General features: G+C 67.1%; 16 protein-coding genes and 2 pseudogenes. 9 read left to right on the forward strand and 9 right to left on the reverse strand.

Annotated features, from left to right (window positions below; all coding sequences use genetic code 11):
- A pseudogene (locus AB0H49_RS17920) lies at nucleotides 1-387 on the forward strand (DNA-directed RNA polymerase subunit beta); the annotation flags it as partial.
- Between the two features lie 124 nt (nucleotides 388-511).
- Here the strand turns inward: AB0H49_RS17920 and AB0H49_RS17925 are convergent.
- Complete coding sequence (locus tag AB0H49_RS17925; RefSeq protein WP_357253138.1) at nucleotides 512-1684, reverse strand: DUF6596 domain-containing protein; 1173 nt, start codon at nucleotides 1682-1684, stop codon at nucleotides 512-514.
- A complete protein-coding gene (locus AB0H49_RS17930; RefSeq protein ID WP_141808122.1) occupies nucleotides 1684-2091 on the reverse strand; it encodes a YciI family protein in 408 nt (135 codons plus the stop codon). Before AB0H49_RS17930 ends, AB0H49_RS17925 begins: the two co-directional genes overlap by 1 nt.
- A gap of 165 nt (nucleotides 2092-2256) precedes the next feature.
- Between AB0H49_RS17930 and AB0H49_RS17935 the strand changes: the two genes are divergently transcribed.
- Together AB0H49_RS17935 and AB0H49_RS17940 are read left to right on the forward strand one after the other, a co-directional pair.
- Nucleotides 2257-3678 (forward strand): serine hydrolase domain-containing protein, encoded by a 1422-nt coding sequence (locus AB0H49_RS17935; protein WP_357252678.1) that lies wholly within the window; start codon nucleotides 2257-2259, stop codon nucleotides 3676-3678.
- Nucleotides 3679-3709: 31 nt separating this feature from the next.
- Nucleotides 3710-4423, forward strand: coding sequence for a MerR family transcriptional regulator (locus AB0H49_RS17940; protein ID WP_354998384.1), 714 nt, complete (start codon nucleotides 3710-3712; stop codon nucleotides 4421-4423).
- 23 nt (nucleotides 4424-4446) lie between these two features.
- On the opposite strand, the gene AB0H49_RS17945 is transcribed toward AB0H49_RS17940, so the two are convergent.
- Nucleotides 4447-5046 (reverse strand): XRE family transcriptional regulator, encoded by a 600-nt coding sequence (locus AB0H49_RS17945; protein ID WP_357253141.1) that lies wholly within the window; start codon nucleotides 5044-5046, stop codon nucleotides 4447-4449.
- A 155-nt stretch (nucleotides 5047-5201) separates the two neighbouring features.
- On the opposite strand from AB0H49_RS17945, the gene AB0H49_RS17950 reads away from it, so the two are divergent.
- Nucleotides 5202-6209, forward strand: a complete 1008-nt coding sequence (locus AB0H49_RS17950; RefSeq protein WP_357252681.1) for an alpha/beta hydrolase — start codon at nucleotides 5202-5204, stop codon at nucleotides 6207-6209.
- Here the strand turns inward: AB0H49_RS17950 and AB0H49_RS17955 are convergent.
- Complete coding sequence (locus tag AB0H49_RS17955) at nucleotides 6175-6606, reverse strand: helix-turn-helix domain-containing protein (RefSeq protein ID WP_354999004.1); 432 nt, start codon at nucleotides 6604-6606, stop codon at nucleotides 6175-6177. The genes AB0H49_RS17950 and AB0H49_RS17955 overlap by 35 nt on opposite strands.
- A 78-nt stretch (nucleotides 6607-6684) precedes the next feature.
- Here AB0H49_RS17955 and AB0H49_RS17960 point away from each other — a divergent pair, with 78 nt between their 5' ends.
- Together AB0H49_RS17960 and AB0H49_RS17965 are read left to right on the forward strand one after the other, a co-directional pair.
- A complete protein-coding gene (locus tag AB0H49_RS17960; protein WP_357252684.1) occupies nucleotides 6685-7095 on the forward strand; it encodes a RidA family protein in 411 nt (136 codons plus the stop codon).
- Nucleotides 7096-7198: 103 nt separating this feature from the next.
- On the forward strand, nucleotides 7199-7405 hold the full coding sequence (locus AB0H49_RS17965) for a hypothetical protein (RefSeq protein WP_357252687.1): 207 nt from the start codon (nucleotides 7199-7201) through the stop codon (nucleotides 7403-7405).
- A gap of 170 nt (nucleotides 7406-7575) precedes the next feature.
- On the opposite strand, the gene AB0H49_RS17970 is transcribed toward AB0H49_RS17965, so the two are convergent.
- On the reverse strand, nucleotides 7576-7833 hold the full coding sequence (locus AB0H49_RS17970) for a hypothetical protein (RefSeq protein WP_357253177.1): 258 nt from the start codon (nucleotides 7831-7833) through the stop codon (nucleotides 7576-7578).
- Between AB0H49_RS17970 and AB0H49_RS17975 the strand changes: the two genes are divergently transcribed.
- Together AB0H49_RS17975 and AB0H49_RS17980 are read left to right on the forward strand one after the other, a co-directional pair.
- Nucleotides 7832-7999, forward strand: a complete 168-nt coding sequence (locus AB0H49_RS17975) for a hypothetical protein (protein WP_357252690.1) — start codon at nucleotides 7832-7834, stop codon at nucleotides 7997-7999. The genes AB0H49_RS17970 and AB0H49_RS17975 overlap by 2 nt on opposite strands.
- Nucleotides 8000-8238: 239 nt before the next feature.
- Nucleotides 8239-8553, forward strand: a pseudogene (locus tag AB0H49_RS17980) (GNAT family N-acetyltransferase); the annotation flags it as partial.
- On the opposite strand, the gene AB0H49_RS17985 reads toward AB0H49_RS17980, so the two are convergent.
- Nucleotides 8543-9853, reverse strand: coding sequence for an MFS transporter (locus tag AB0H49_RS17985; RefSeq protein ID WP_357252693.1), 1311 nt, complete (start codon nucleotides 9851-9853; stop codon nucleotides 8543-8545). The pseudogene AB0H49_RS17980 and the gene AB0H49_RS17985 overlap by 11 nt on opposite strands.
- 81 nt (nucleotides 9854-9934) lie before the next feature.
- On the opposite strand from AB0H49_RS17985, the gene AB0H49_RS17990 reads away from it, so the two are divergent.
- Nucleotides 9935-10414: a helix-turn-helix domain-containing protein gene (locus tag AB0H49_RS17990; RefSeq protein ID WP_357252696.1), complete on the forward strand. Its 480-nt coding sequence runs from the start codon at nucleotides 9935-9937 to the stop codon at nucleotides 10412-10414.
- 106 nt (nucleotides 10415-10520) lie between these two features.
- Here AB0H49_RS17990 and dnaB read toward each other — a convergent pair whose 3' ends face one another.
- The 3 genes from dnaB to rpsR form a co-directional block, all read right to left on the reverse strand.
- Entirely contained in the window at nucleotides 10521-12344 is a 1824-nt protein-coding gene (gene dnaB, locus AB0H49_RS17995; protein ID WP_354998394.1) for a replicative DNA helicase, read from the reverse strand.
- A gap of 673 nt (nucleotides 12345-13017) precedes the next feature.
- Nucleotides 13018-13473 carry a 50S ribosomal protein L9 gene (rplI, locus tag AB0H49_RS18000; protein ID WP_354998395.1) on the reverse strand — a complete coding sequence of 152 codons (456 nt, stop codon included), beginning with the start codon at nucleotides 13471-13473 and terminating at the stop codon, nucleotides 13018-13020.
- Between the two features lie 17 nt (nucleotides 13474-13490).
- Entirely contained in the window at nucleotides 13491-13742 is a 252-nt protein-coding gene (gene rpsR / locus AB0H49_RS18005; protein WP_067786801.1) for a 30S ribosomal protein S18, read from the reverse strand.
- Nucleotides 13743-13786: the final 44 nt, after the last annotated feature.

The raw sequence follows: 13786 nt of genomic DNA on the forward strand, positions 1-13786 counted from the left end.
ATGATCACCCAGCAGCCGCTCGGTGGTAAGGCGCAGTTCGGTGGTCAGCGCTTCGGTGAGATGGAGTGCTGGGCCATGCAGGCCTACGGCGCGGCGTACACGCTGCAGGAACTGCTCACCATCAAGTCCGACGACATAGTGGGCCGCGTGAAGGTCTACGAGGCGATCGTCAAGGGCCACAACATCCCCGAGCCGGGCGTCCCGGAGTCGTTCAAGGTGCTCCTCAAGGAACTCCAGTCGCTGTGCCTCAACGTCGAGGTCCTCTCCGCCGGATCCGCCATCGAATTGCAGCACGGCGACGACGACGAACTCGACCGCACCGCCGCCAATCTCGGAATCACGCTGTCTCGCACGGAATCGGCATCGGTCGACGACCTTCCGGGGTGATTCGCCCGGGCTGCCGCGCGCCGCGCATCGTGCACGAGATATCGCCCGCCGTACGGCGCGAGCGTGCCGGGCAGTCGTTACAGGCGCCAGCCGACATCTCGAACCAGGGGATACGCGGTGGCGCTCAGCCTCCTTCGCTGGAGAGGCGCTGCCGGAGGGTCGCTGCGCGAAGCGTGAGGTGGTTGCGCTCGGCGAGGTTCTGCGCCTGCGCGGCCGCCTCCACGTAAAGCCTTGCCGCCGTGGCGGTGTCGCCAGCGCGCTCGTGGAGGTAGGCGGACGAAGCGGTGTACCGCGGGAGCTTCGGGTCGAGTTCGGCGAGTGCGGCGAGGCCCGCTTGGGGTCCGTCCGCCTCGCCGACCGCGACCGCGCGGTTGAGCCGGACGACGGGACTGTCGGTGAGAAGGACCAGTTCGTCGTACCACTCGACGATCTGCACCCAGTCGGTTTCCTCGGCTGTCTGCGCGTCGGCGTGCAGCGCGGCGATCGCGGCCTGCGCCTGGTACTCCCCGAGCCGGTCGCGGGCCAGCGCCGCCTGGAGTATCGCAATGCCCTCGGCGATCAGGTCGCGCCGCCAGAGGTCGCGGTCCTGATCCGCCAGCGGCACGAGGCTGCCGTCGGCGCGTGTCCTGGCCGGGCGCCTCGCGTGGTGCAACAGGAAAAGGGCGAGCAGTCCCGCGACCTCCGGGTCACCACCCGTGGTCGCCGCGAGCTGCCTGGCCAGCCGGATCGCCTCCGCGGCGAGGTCGACGTCGCCGCTGTACCCCTCGTTGAACACCAGGTAGAGCACCCGAAGCACGGTGCGCAGGTCACCCGGACGATCCAGCCGGACCTCGCTCACGGTGCGTTTGGCCCGGCTGATCCGCTGGGCCATCGTCGCCTCGGGCACCAGGTACGCCTGCGCGATCTGCCGGGTCGTCAGGCCGCCGACGGCCCGCAGCGTCAGCGCGACGGCCGACGCGGGCGTGAGACTCGGGTGCGCACAAAGGAAGTAGAGCCGCAACGTTTCGTCCACGGTGGCGGCCGGTCCCGGCGGCGGCTCCTCGGAGACCCGAAGCTCGCGGCGCCGCCGCGCGGCGTCGGAGCGGGCGAGATCGAGGAAGCAACGCCACGCCGTGGTGACCAGCCAGCCCTTGGGGTCGTCGGGAGGCCGGTTCGACCAGGTCTCGACGGCACGGACCAGTGCCTCCTGGACGGCGTCCTCGGCGGTCGCGAAGTCCGCCCCGCGGTGGACGAGAGCCGCCAAGACACCCGGAATCAGGTCCCGCAGCTGGGACTCGTCCACCGCGTCGGCGGCCATCACTCGGTGACGGTCGGCGGAGCCGTCAGGAAGGGCCGAACCTCGAGCCACTCGTGGATCGGCTTGCCGCCCGCGCCGGGCGCCGCGGACAGCTCGCCCGCCAGCTCGACGGCGCGCTCGTACGAGTCGACGTCGATGATCATCCAGCCCGCGATCAGGTCCTTCGTCTCCGCGAACGGGCCGTCGGTCACCGGCGGCTTGCCCTCGCCGTCGTAGCGGACCCAGGCGCCCTCCGGCGCGAGGGCTTGGCCGTCCACGTACTCGCCGCTGTCTTGCAGGCGGGCCGCGAAGTCGTTCATGTACCGCAGATGTGCCTCGATCTCGGCGGGCGTCCACTGGTCCATCGGCACGTCGTTGACGGCCGCCGGGGCGCCTCGGTAGTGCTTGAGGAGCAGGTACTTGGCCATGAGATTCTCCCTTCGGCTTGCGACCCTAGTTGGTCGCTCACCCCTGGGACGGAACCGTCACGACGTTCTCGACACCCGCCGCCGAACTTTTTTCGCGCGATGTATGAACGCGTCCGTCGAACGGTCTTGACCTTGCCCCTGGGGCAGGGTTCGACGATCCTTCGTATGAACAACGCACTCCACACCGTCGAAGCCCAGATCCGCGAACAGGCCGAGTCCTACTGCGAGTCCAACAACGTCCCCGGTTTCCTCGCGGGCGTCTATCACGCGGGCGAGCAGATCGTCGTCGCGCACGGCACCGCGAACGTCACCACCGGCGCACCGATGCTCGAACACACCGGATTCCTGTTCGGCTCTGTCACCAAGGTCCTGACCACCACTTTGGTCCTGCGGCAGGTCGAGCGCGGACTCCTGGACCTCGATATGCCGGTGGTGAAGTACCTCCCCGAATTCGCCTTGGCCGCTCCGGGCGCGACGGACGGGATCCTGGTCCGGCACCTGATCTCGCACACCAACGGCATCGACGCCGACCTGTACTTTCCCGATGCCAAGGGTCGCGACGCCCTGAAGACCTACGTCGATGGCCTCGCGAGCAGCGGCGGCACTCTGTTCGAACCCGGCGAGCAGCTCAGCTACTCCAACGGCGGCATGATCGTCGCGGGCCGCCTCTTGGAAGTGGTCACCGGGCTGCCCTTCCCCGAGCTGCTCGCGCGCGACATCTACCGCCCCGTCGGCATGACGAACTCCAGCACCTCGGCCGAGCAGGCCATCCTGCGCAGCACCGCGGTCGGCCACTTCAACGACCACGAGACCATGGCGGCCGCGGCCACCGGCATGTTCACGTTGCCCGAAACCTGGGGACCGGCAGGCGGCACACCGATCGGCACCATCGCCGACCTGCTGGCCTTCGGACGCACGCACCTCGCGGGCGGTGTGTCGCCCACCGGCGCCCGCGTCCTCTCGACCGAGTCGACCACGCTGATGCAGCAAGTCGCCTACGACATGGCCAGCCCGAACGTCCCGCCGATCGGCCTGGGTTGGGTGCTGTATCCGTTCGGTGAGACGACCGTCCTCGCCATGTCGGGCGCGTCGCCCGGCGGGGTGTCCCTCCTGTGCGTCGTGCCCGAACACGACCTGGTCTTCACCGCCTTCGGCAACACCCCCGGGGCGATCATGCTGCAGGACCAACTGTTGCAGTGGCTCGTGCGCGAGCATCTCGGCGTCCAGATCCCCACCCTCGTCACCGAATTGGCGCAGGACGTCGATCTGACCCCGTACGTGGGCACCTACCGCTCCAATCAGCTTCGCATCGACGTCGACATCGTCGACGGTCAGCTCGAGGAGCGGGTGACCTACGAACCGGCCGACGCCTCCCAGGAGCGTATCTTCACCGAGTTCACCGGCGGCACGACCTCCGCACCGCCGCAGCGCTACGTGCCGATCCAGCCCGGCCTCTTCGCGCCCGCCGGATACCCGCTGGAGGCTTTCGACGGATACCTGCGACTGCTGCTCGTCTCCTACCACGATGTCCGCGAGGGTCGAGCGCGCTTCCACAACGCAGGCGGCCGCCTGACCCGACGGGCCTGACCGTTCCGAACGACCTGCGAGGATGTCGACCATGATCACGATCGGCCAGCTCGCGGACTACGCCGGAGTGACCATCAAAGCCATCCGCCACTATCACGAGCGCGGTCTGCTCCCCGAGCCCGACCGCGACTCGTCCGGGTATCGCCGCTACACCGCCCAAGACGCCATCACCCTCGTCAAGATCAGGACATTGGCCCATGCGGGCGTGCCACTGGCTCGCATCGAGGACCTCCTCGGCGCCGATCCGGACGCGCTCACGGCAGCCATCGCCGAGATCGACCACGACCTCGCCGACCGCATCGCGCAGCTGCGGCGAACCCGCGATCAACTCGCCCAGTTGCGTAGCGGCGACCGGCTTTTCGTCTCCGAGGAAGTCGCCGACTATCTCGACGAGCTGCGCGAGCTCGGCGTCAGCGAGCGTCAGCTTCGCCTGGAACGCGACGGCTGGATCCTGTTGCAAACAGCCGCACCCGAGGACGCCGCCGCGTGGATCGCCGAAAAGCGCGAGCACATCACCGATCCCGAGGGCCGCGCCCTCTACCTCGGATACGACGCCGCCTACGACTGGCCGCCGGACGATCCCCGCCTGCTCGCCCTCGCGGACCGTACCCGGAACTGGTTCGCCAACCACCACAGCGAGACCCATGCCGCCCACAACTCGACTATCGCCCGGTTGGCCGCGTTGTCCAAGGCCGGAGTCTCGTCCCCGGCTTGGGATCGTCTCGCCCAGCTGGTGAAAGGGTAGGCGCCGCGCCACGGCAAGCGTTGTCACGATGATCCGGAAGAAGGCCGATCAGAGCCTGGGCGCACGTGCGCGCGCATCCCTTGCGGACCGAACAGGATGAGCAGCTCGACCACGCCGCCGTCGGCGCTGCCAAGCCAGTGCGGTACGGACGTGTCGAATTCGGCTGCCTCACCGGCGGGTAACGTCAGGTCGCGCTCGCCGAGCACTAGGCGCAGACGACCGTTGAGCACATACAGCCATTCGTAGCCTTCGTGCGTCTGCGGTGTCGGTTCGAGCGGTTTCGGCCGAGCGGGGATGATCATCTTGAACGCTTGGACACCGCCGGGACGCCGGGACAGCGGAATGAAGGTCATCCCGTACCGCCGGATCGGTTTCAGGTGGATGCGGGGGTCGCCGGTGCGCGGGGCGCCGACGAGGTCGTCCAGCGGGACGTCGTAGGTACGGGCCAGCGGCAACAGCAATTCCAGGGTCGCCCGGCGCTGCCCGCTCTCCAGCCGCGACAGGGTGCTCTCCGAGACGCCGGTCGTCGCGGCGAGATCGGCGAGGGTGATGCCGCGTTCGCGGCGCAGCGCGCGCAACCTCGGTCCCACTGTGTCGAGCACGTTTTCCGTATCGCGGTCCACCGGCTCATCTTGCCGGAACCGCAAGAATGCGTGCCAGTTCCTGGTCGGCCTGGCGAGACTCGTCGTGTCCACGCCGGCCACGCCGACATCCTCCGCGAACTGATCGACGGCGCGACCGGGCGCTGACTCCACCCGCATTCTCGAATCGAGGACCCATGATCACCACATCGCGCCTCTCCGCGCGCAGGGTGGCGACCGCCGTACTCGCCCTCCTGCTCACGATCTACACCGCGGCTTGCGGCACGCCGGCCGCCGACGACGTTCCCGCCCACGCTGCCATCACGCAAGACGACCCGCAGTTCACGAGTACTTTTCGGCACGAATTCGCCGACGTCGACGACGTCCGGATGCACTACGTGACCGGCGGAAGCGGCCCGCCCGTGGTGCTGATCCACGGCTGGCCGCAGACCTGGTACGGCTGGTGGCCGATCATGCCCGCGCTCGCCGAGCACTACACCGTCTATGCCGTCGACCTCCCCGGATTGGGCGACAGCACCGGCTCCCCCACCGGCTACGACAAGGCCACCCTGGCGCGCTACGTGCACACCCTGATCGCCGATCGGCTCGGCGTGCGGGACGCCCGCGTCGTCGGACACGACTTCGGCGCCGCCGTGGCGTTCCAGTACGCGGCACAGTTCCCCGCCGACACCGCACGCCTCGGCTACCTCGACCTGCCGCTCCCCGGCCCCGGAATCGATGCGCCGACATACCGAACACTGAGCTGGCACATCGCCTTACACTCCCAGCGGCGGGTCCCCGAGGCGGTGGTCGGCGACGACGTCCGCGAGTATCTCGCCCTGTTCTATCCGCAAGTCTCTTACGGTGGAACGGCTTTCGGCGGCACATCCGACCGATCCCCGTTCACCGACGCCGAAATAGACGAGTACGCACGCACATACCGTCGACCCGAAGTCCTGTCGGGCGGCTTCGAGCTCTACCGCGCCCTCGACGAAGACGTCCGCGACACCACGGCCGCCGCACCGGTACACGTCCCGACCCTGCTCATGACCGCCCAAGGACAACTCGACCCGGTCCGCGCCACCGCGGCCCCGCGCATCACCAATATCGTTCGCGCGGTGGACGTCCCGAACGCGGGACACTGGCTCGTCGAGGAGAACCCGCAATTCGTCACCGCGGAACTGCTGCGCTTTCTCGACGGATGACGTCGGTGGTGAGTGACAGCTCTTCTTCCTGGTCGTCGAAGCGCGCACGGGCCCGCTCGACGGCGGGCAATGTGGCGGTGGTCCAGTGCAGGAGCGCGTCGATGAGGTCCTGCAACGACTTCCCGATCCGCGTGATCCGGTACTCGACGGCGACAGGCCGCGTACTTGTGACGACGCGCTCGACCATCCCGTTGCGCTCGAGGCGCCGCAGCGCCGCCGTGAGCGGCTTCTGCGTCACGACCGGGATCGCCCGGCGGAGCTCGTTGAAACGCAACGGTCGCTCGCACAGGGCGTCGAGGATCTGCAGCGACCACTTGTCGAGCACCTGGTCGAGCAGCTCACGGTGTTGCTCGGTGAGTTGAGGACTGTCCGAACTGTGTGGAGCGGTTTCCTGCATGACACCTAGTCTCGTTGAAGTTCCCTTCGAGTACCAGGTAGACATCAGATACCTACTCCGACCATGAAGGGACACACCATGGCAGTGCAGCTGCTGACCCCGGACGGCATGTTCGCTCCCGTTCCGTACCACCATGTTTCGATCAGCACGGGCGCCCGTCAGGTGCACGTGGCGGGCCAGATCGCCCGTGACGCCGAGGGCAAACCTGTCGCTCCCGGTGACCTCGCCGGCCAGCTCGCCCACGCGCTACGCAACACGGCACGCGGCTTGGCCGGCGCCGGAGCGAGCTTCGCCGACGTCGTACGTCTCCGTTTCTTCGTCACCCACTGGACCCCGGACAAGTACGACGACTTCATCGCAGGTATCGAGCGCGTCGCGGACGAACTCGAAATCCCGCGGCCGCTACCGCCTTTGTCCGCGATCGGCGTCGACTACCTCTTCGAGCCCGACGTCCTCGTCGAGGTCGAGGCGTTCGCCGTCCTCGACTGAGATCCCCTGTCGCGAACAGCGAAGCTTTCGCGGTGTCGGCGGGTTCGGCAGGGTGAGCCGAAGGTCGACCGCGACCGATCCTCCGGCCGTAGGCTGACCTATCGTGAACTACCTCGGATCTATCCGAAATCCCTTGCACGACGGGCTTTTCCTGGTGCTGTGTGATGGAGAGGCGCCGTTCGGTGGCTGGGATGTCCACGGCGACGAGCTCGCCGCCGAGGGCAGTACCCGCCGACGTGCGGCCAGGGAACGCGGCGGCTGCTTCGATCACCACACCGGTCGAGGAGGCCGGTCCGGCCTGGACGCGTGATGCCGCTAGCCGCATACGCTCGGCAACCACTCCGGCGGAGAGGTCCTGTTACGTTCTCCCGTCGGCACTCGTCATAGGTGCGACGACCGAGTACCCACGGTCGTCGCACGCGGCGCGGTCGTCTGCGCTCCGAGTCGATGCGCGGGTGTCGAACAGCAGCGCTATAGGTTTCAGCTGCCCGCGCTGCCGGTGGAAGGTCGCGTCCTGCGCAGTTCGCAGGCCAGCCGGTCGGCATCCGGCCGGTCCTCGCCGGAACGAGCGCAGCCCTGCGAGGTGTAGCCCTGTTCGTCGTAGCCTTGCCGGTCATAGCCCCACCTGTCGTAACCCCAGCGATCGTAACCCCACCGGTCGTAGCCCCAGCCGTCGAAGCCGTCGGGGCCGTAGGGGTCCTCCGGCTCAACAGGTTTCGGAAATGACGGAGTCGTCATGGGCGGTTCGGTCGTGACCGGCGGCACGGTGGTGGCCGGCGGCGTGGTCGTCACCGGCGGCACGGTGGTGACCGGCGGCGCGGTCGTCACCGGTGGCGCGGTCGTCACGGGCGGCACCGTCGTCACGGGCGCGATGGTGACAGGTGCGGTAGTAGCCGGGGTTTGATCAGGGGTTGCGAATGCCGGTATGACCAGCGCGGCCGGAGCAAGCATCACCGTCCCGGCGACTGCGGCCAGCAGGACCGACTGCCGAACCGTGCGCGGACTTCTCCTCAAATGAGACATCGTCGACCTCCAACTCGAGATAAGCGCGCTCGCCGCACCCGAGTCCCCTATCGGTCGAATGTCCAAAGTTGCTACACAGCAGAGAGTTTCGCTTTCACCCGGCTCACTCTGCGCCGACCGATGCCGAAGGACGCCGTCCCGCTCGCGGCCACGATCGACGATGCGATGCTCGCCAGCAACGGTTGGACAGAACGAAATGGCCGGGCACTGATCAAGGCGGTCGGGCACGGCTACCCGACTCTCGGGCTTCTGGTGATCGAGTCGCGATCGAACACAACCGTGATCGGTGGCGCGACTGTACACCTCAGCGACGACCAGACGTCGTTCCCGTCCATCGGTTGGTGGATCGGCCCCAGTCACCGGCGAGCCGGCTACGCGAGCGAAGCGGTGGCCGCCCTCGTCGACGCGATCCACGACACCGGATTCACCAGCGTAGAGATCGGCACGAACGAGTCGAATCTCGCGGTGCAGCGCATCTGTGACAAGATCGGCGCAACAGAGAAGGACCGGCGACCGCAGCCGTTGCCGGACGGGCCGCCGGTTTCGAGCCTTCGCCGCTCACCGACACCGCGCCGGTAGCCTGGGCAAGTCCCCACACAACCAGCGCGCAGAGGGAATAGGTCGCGCCGACCCAGCAGGAGGCCGACCATCCCCAGGTGCTGTACGCCCAGGTGGTCGTGATCGCGCCGAGTGCGGATCCGAGGGAATAGCAGGCCATGTAGGCGCCTATGACGCTGCTGGCGTGGTGCTGGTGCGCTGCGGTGAGCAGGTGTTGGCTGCTGACATGTACTGCCTGGACGGCGAAGTCGAGCAGGACGATGCCGATGATGAGCAGCCATAGTGTTGCTTCGGTCCGGGCGATGAGCAGCCAGGAGGCGGTGAGCAACGCCAGTGCGGAACCGGTGATCGCTTGTGGGTGACCGGAGTCGGCCCATCGTCCCGCGCGGGCGGCGCCGAGCGCTCCGGCCAGGCCCGCCAATCCGAATAGGCCGATCTGCGTGGTGCCCAAGTTCCAGGGCTCGGTGCCGAGGGGGAGGGCGAGCCCGCTCCAGAGTGTTCCGAAGGACCCGAAAAGGAAGAAGGCGATCAGTCCTCGGCTCCGGAACAGGCGATCCGTGCGCGCGAGCCGCCCCATCGATGCCAGGACCTGCGCGTACCGGACGCCGGAAGTGCCGCGGTCGGGGTCGAGTGTCGTGCGGACAGCGAGGGCCAGAGCCACGCACAGTGCGGCGAGCAGCGCGTACACGGCACGCCAGCCGACCGTGTCGCCCAGGACACCCGCGAGGACACGGACGCCGAGGATGCCGATCACCACACCGGAGGTGACCGCGCCGATATTGCGGCCCCGCTCGCTCGGTGCGGAGACCGCGGCGACATAGGCGACTGTCACCTGAACCACGACCGCGAACAGACCCGCGACCGCCAGCCCCGTCACCGCGACGGCGCTGTTCGGGGCGGCAGCCGCGACCGTAGCGCCCGCGGCGGTGAGTACCAGCAGGGCGGTGATGAGCCGGCGACGATCCACTACGTCTCCGAGTGGGACCAGCAGGACGAGACCCACAAAGTAGCCGACCTGCCCGGCGGCGACCAGCACGCCCAGCGAATCGTGCGCCAATTCCAGGCCGGTGCCCGCTGTCTCCAGTACCGGCTGGACCGCATAGATCGTGGACACGGCCACTGCGCACACCAGCGCCAAGATGAATCGCTGCGAACGCGAGACCCTCTGTGCCACCACACCTCCCAATCAGTAGCAAAATGCAACCATTTGAAGGTAGGGCATAATGGTTTCGAATTGCAACCGATTGGGAGGTAACTCATGACCGTGACACTCGGTTCCGGCCGCGAGTGGACCGATCCCACCTGCCCCGTCGCGCGAGCCGTCGACCTCGTGGGCGACCGGTGGAGCCTGCTGATCGTGCGTGACGCCATGGACGGCGCGGCGACCTTCACCGAATTCCAGCAGCGGCTCGGTATCGCCCGGAACATCCTCACCGACCGCCTGCGCAGGCTCGTCGACCATGGCATCCTCGCCACGAGTGCCACACCCGGCGGCAAGCGGCACATCTACGAACTCACCGAAGCCGGGCAGGATCTCTTCACCCTCGTCGTGGCGTTGCGTCAATGGGGAGAACGCCACGCCTTCACCGACAACGAACCCCACTCGACACTCGTCGACCGTGACGGTAACCCCGTCGCTGAACTTCGCACCGAAAACCACAAGGGCAAGCGCGTCACCGCGAGGACCACTCGAGTTCGCAAAGTGAGTGAACGCGAAGCCTCTGCGGTGGATGCGTGATTTGCTGCGCCGCAAGAGATTCGGACATCCCGATCTCCGGTATCACCGGACAGTCGGACCACAAACGTCGAGCTGACAGACGGAAGGGCCGACCCTACAGCTCCGGTCAGCCGCGGGCCATGTCCACGAACCGGCTCAGGTGCAGCTGGTGGGCGACGGTGATGGTGGCGGTCGGGCCGTTACGGTGCTTGCCGAGGATCAGGTCGGCCTCACCGCCGCGCGGGTCGTCCCGTTCGAAGGCGTCGGGGCGGTGCAGCAGGATGACCATATCGGCGTCCTGCTCGAGCGAGCCCGATTCACGCAAATCGGACACCATGGGCCGCTTGTCGGTTCGCTGTTCGGGTCCGCGGTTCAGCTGGCTGATGGCTACCACCGGGACTTCGAGTTCCTTGGCGAGCAGCTTGAGGTTTCGGGAGAAGTCCGAGACTTCCTGCTGGCGGGATTCGACCTTCTTTCCGGAGGTCATCAGCTGGAGGTAATCCACCACGACGAGTTTGAGGTCGTGGCGCTGCTTGAGACGACGCGCCTTCGCGCGAATCTCCATCATGGTCAAGTTCGGCGAGTCGTCGACGAACAGCGGCGCCTCACTGATCTCGCTCATCCGCCGAGCCAGCTTCGTCCAGTCGTCGTCGCTCATCCGCCCCGACCGCATATCACCGAGCTTGATCTTCGCCTCCGCGGAAAGCAGACGCATCACGATCTCGGTCCTGCTCATCTCGAGCGAGAAGATGACGCTGGCCAGCCCGTGCTTGATCGAGCAACTGCGCATGAAGTCCATGCCGAGCGTGGAATTGTGCGTCGGGATCATCGAGCGCCCGGCGAGATACAGGTGATCGGCGTTGTCGACCTCGACACAGCGCACCGGGAGGCTGTCGATCTTGCGCACGTCGACGATTCGGCGCGGTGCGGAACGGGCTGTGCCGCTTACGGAGTGGTTGAGGTCGCCCGTGAGGTCGCGCAGGGTGTGGACGATCTCTCCTGTGGTGCGGACCGCGATCGGCCTGACCACATCCAATGCCGACCGGGTCACCCACTGGTGCATTTCATCCGCGACGATCACTGTCCCGTCGGAGAATTCGACCTCGAAGCAGGGCCGATCGGTGAGGACTTCGGTGGCGGCGAGGACGCGGGTGGGGCGCCCTTCGGCGTCGAGGAGTTCGTCACCCACCTGGACTTCGCCCATGGTGGTCCAGCCGGTGGGGGTCGGCAGCGGGGTGTCGAGGGCGAGTGCCTTTCCCACGCCAGGTCGAGCCGCGACGATGATCATCTGGCCCGGGTGCAGGCCGTTGGTGATCTCGTCGAGTTCGGTGAAGCCGGTGGGGACGCCGAGGGAGATACCGCCGCGGGAGGCGATGGAGTCGATTTCGTCCATCGTGGGCTGCAGGAGCTCCTCGAGGGGGAGGAAGTCCTCGGTGGTGCGGCGTTCGGTGACCTCGTAGACCTCGGCCTGGGCGCGGTCGACGACCTCGGCGATGTCTTGGCCGTCGGCGCCCGCATAGCCGTACTGGACGATGCGGGTGCCTGCCTCCACGAGGCGGCGCAGAATCGCCTTCTCGGCGACGATTTCGGCGTAGTAGCCCGCGTTGGCCGCGGTGGGAACGGTCTGGGTGAGGGTGACGAGGTACGGCGCGCCGCCGATGCGCTTGAGTTCGCCGCGGCGGTCCAGGCCCGCGGCGACGGTGACAGGGTCGGCGGGTTCGCCGCGGCCGTAGAGATCGAGGATGGTGTCGTAGACCGCCTGGTGCGCCGGGCGGTAGAAGTCGCCGGGCCGGATGACTTCGACGACGTCGGCGATGGCGTCCTTGCTCAGCAGCATGCCGCCGAGGACGGACTGTTCGGCGGCCATGTCGTGCGGCGGCTGACGGCCGAAGTCTTCGCCGGGAGGTTCGGGCGGGAAGTCGGTGTGCCCGCGGTCATCGGTGGTCGTCACCAGACTCGACCGTCCTCTCTACCCCACGATCGGATTTCACCGTATCGATGACTCGTTCTTACTCCGGGCCTCTGACACGTTTGCCACAGCCACGGACGCGTTTGCCACAGCCGCGTCGACCTCGACCAGCAACTATCGCGACAGCTCGAATTCGCGCCATTCCGTACGGCCCGATCCGGGCGATGCGACGAACCTAGGCGACTCGGTGGGAGGTCGCCAAACCGAGCTGTGCACACAACTGTGGATAAGTTGGGGACTGTTTACCAAACCGTGTGCACCCCCTGTGTACAACTTGGGGAAAACCCAGGTCACTCCCACTAAAGCCGCTGATGGATGCACGTTTCCGCATCCATCCACGTGTGGATAGATCTCACCTCGGCGTGTCGCCCGAGATGAACAGCCGGGCGTGTTGGGTAAACAGCGGGTGCGCACGCTATGGGCTGAGTCACATTGCGATCGGTCGGTTTGGTCAGTAATCCACAGGCCGAATAACCGGAGGTGAAAGGCGATAGCCGACGCGAGCCGGTAGTGCCCCAATTCACCGCCCTGCATCAGGGCAAATATCCGGCTAACAGAAGATCGGGACGCGAAAAGGCAAGCCGAAGACCACCCCCGAGCGAACACGGGGGTGGTCTTCGACGTGAAGCGCGAACCGCCCGGGGGCGGTGCGGACTCAGCTCGCGGCGGCGACCTGCAGGTCGAACTTGGCGACCACGTCCGGGTGCAGGTGCACCACGATGCCGTGCTTGCCGGTCGACTTGATGTGCGCCTTCGGCAGCTCGATGCTGCGCTTGTCGACCACGGGGCCGCCAGCGGTCTTGATGGCCGCGGCGACGTCCGCCTGGGTCACCGAGCCGAACAGCTTGCCGGTGCCCGCGGTCTTCACGCTCAGCGAGACCGACTCCAGGCCCTCGATGGCCTGCTTCAGCTCGTTGGCGTGGTCCAGGTCGCGAACCTTGCGGGCGTCCTGCGCCCGGCGGATGCCCTCGACCTGCTTCTGTGCGCCACGGCTGGCGACGATGGCCAGGCCGCGCGGCAGCAGGTAGTTGCGGCCGTAGCCGTCCTTGACCTCCACGGTGTCGCCGGGGGCACCGAGGTTGTCCACATCAGCGGTCAGAATCAACTTCATTTGCGTGCCTCCCTTACTCAGCGAGCCGTCGACACGTAAGGCAGCAGGGCCACCTCACGCGAGTTCTTCACGGCAACGGCGATGTCGCGCTGGTGCTGCACGCAGTTGCCGGTCACCCGGCGGGCGCGGATCTTGCCGCGGTCGCTGACGTACTTGCGCAGCAGCGTCGTGTCCTTGTAATCGATCGAAACGGTGCCGGACTTGGCTTCCTTGCAGAAAGCGCAAGCCTTCTTCTTCAGCACCTTTTCGCGCGCGGGCGCTTTAGGCATGGTCTTTTACTCCAAAATTATTGTGGCCCAAGTGATCCGGGCCT

Source organism: Nocardia sp. NPDC050713 (assembly GCF_040654315.1).
In the GTDB taxonomy this organism is placed as follows: Bacteria; Actinomycetota; Actinomycetes; order Mycobacteriales; family Mycobacteriaceae; genus Nocardia.

Coding starts and splice junctions, on each gene's coding strand:
- AB0H49_RS17925 (WP_357253138.1), bottom strand. CDS start 1,684: ATGGCCGCCGACGCGGTGGACGAGTCCCAGCTGCGGGACCTGATTCCG.
- AB0H49_RS17930 (WP_141808122.1), bottom strand. CDS start 2,091: ATGGCCAAGTACCTGCTCCTCAAGCACTACCGAGGCGCCCCGGCGGCC.
- AB0H49_RS17935 (WP_357252678.1), top strand. CDS start 2,257: ATGAACAACGCACTCCACACCGTCGAAGCCCAGATCCGCGAACAGGCC.
- AB0H49_RS17940 (WP_354998384.1), top strand. CDS start 3,710: ATGATCACGATCGGCCAGCTCGCGGACTACGCCGGAGTGACCATCAAA.
- AB0H49_RS17950 (WP_357252681.1), top strand. CDS start 5,202: ATGATCACCACATCGCGCCTCTCCGCGCGCAGGGTGGCGACCGCCGTA.
- AB0H49_RS17955 (WP_354999004.1), bottom strand. CDS start 6,606: ATGCAGGAAACCGCTCCACACAGTTCGGACAGTCCTCAACTCACCGAG.
- AB0H49_RS17960 (WP_357252684.1), top strand. CDS start 6,685: ATGGCAGTGCAGCTGCTGACCCCGGACGGCATGTTCGCTCCCGTTCCG.
- AB0H49_RS17975 (WP_357252690.1), top strand. CDS start 7,832: ATGGGCGGTTCGGTCGTGACCGGCGGCACGGTGGTGGCCGGCGGCGTG.
- AB0H49_RS17970 (WP_357253177.1), bottom strand. CDS start 7,833: ATGACGACTCCGTCATTTCCGAAACCTGTTGAGCCGGAGGACCCCTAC.
- AB0H49_RS17990 (WP_357252696.1), top strand. CDS start 9,935: ATGACCGTGACACTCGGTTCCGGCCGCGAGTGGACCGATCCCACCTGC.
- rplI (WP_354998395.1), bottom strand. CDS start 13,473: ATGAAGTTGATTCTGACCGCTGATGTGGACAACCTCGGTGCCCCCGGC.
- rpsR (WP_067786801.1), bottom strand. CDS start 13,742: ATGCCTAAAGCGCCCGCGCGCGAAAAGGTGCTGAAGAAGAAGGCTTGC.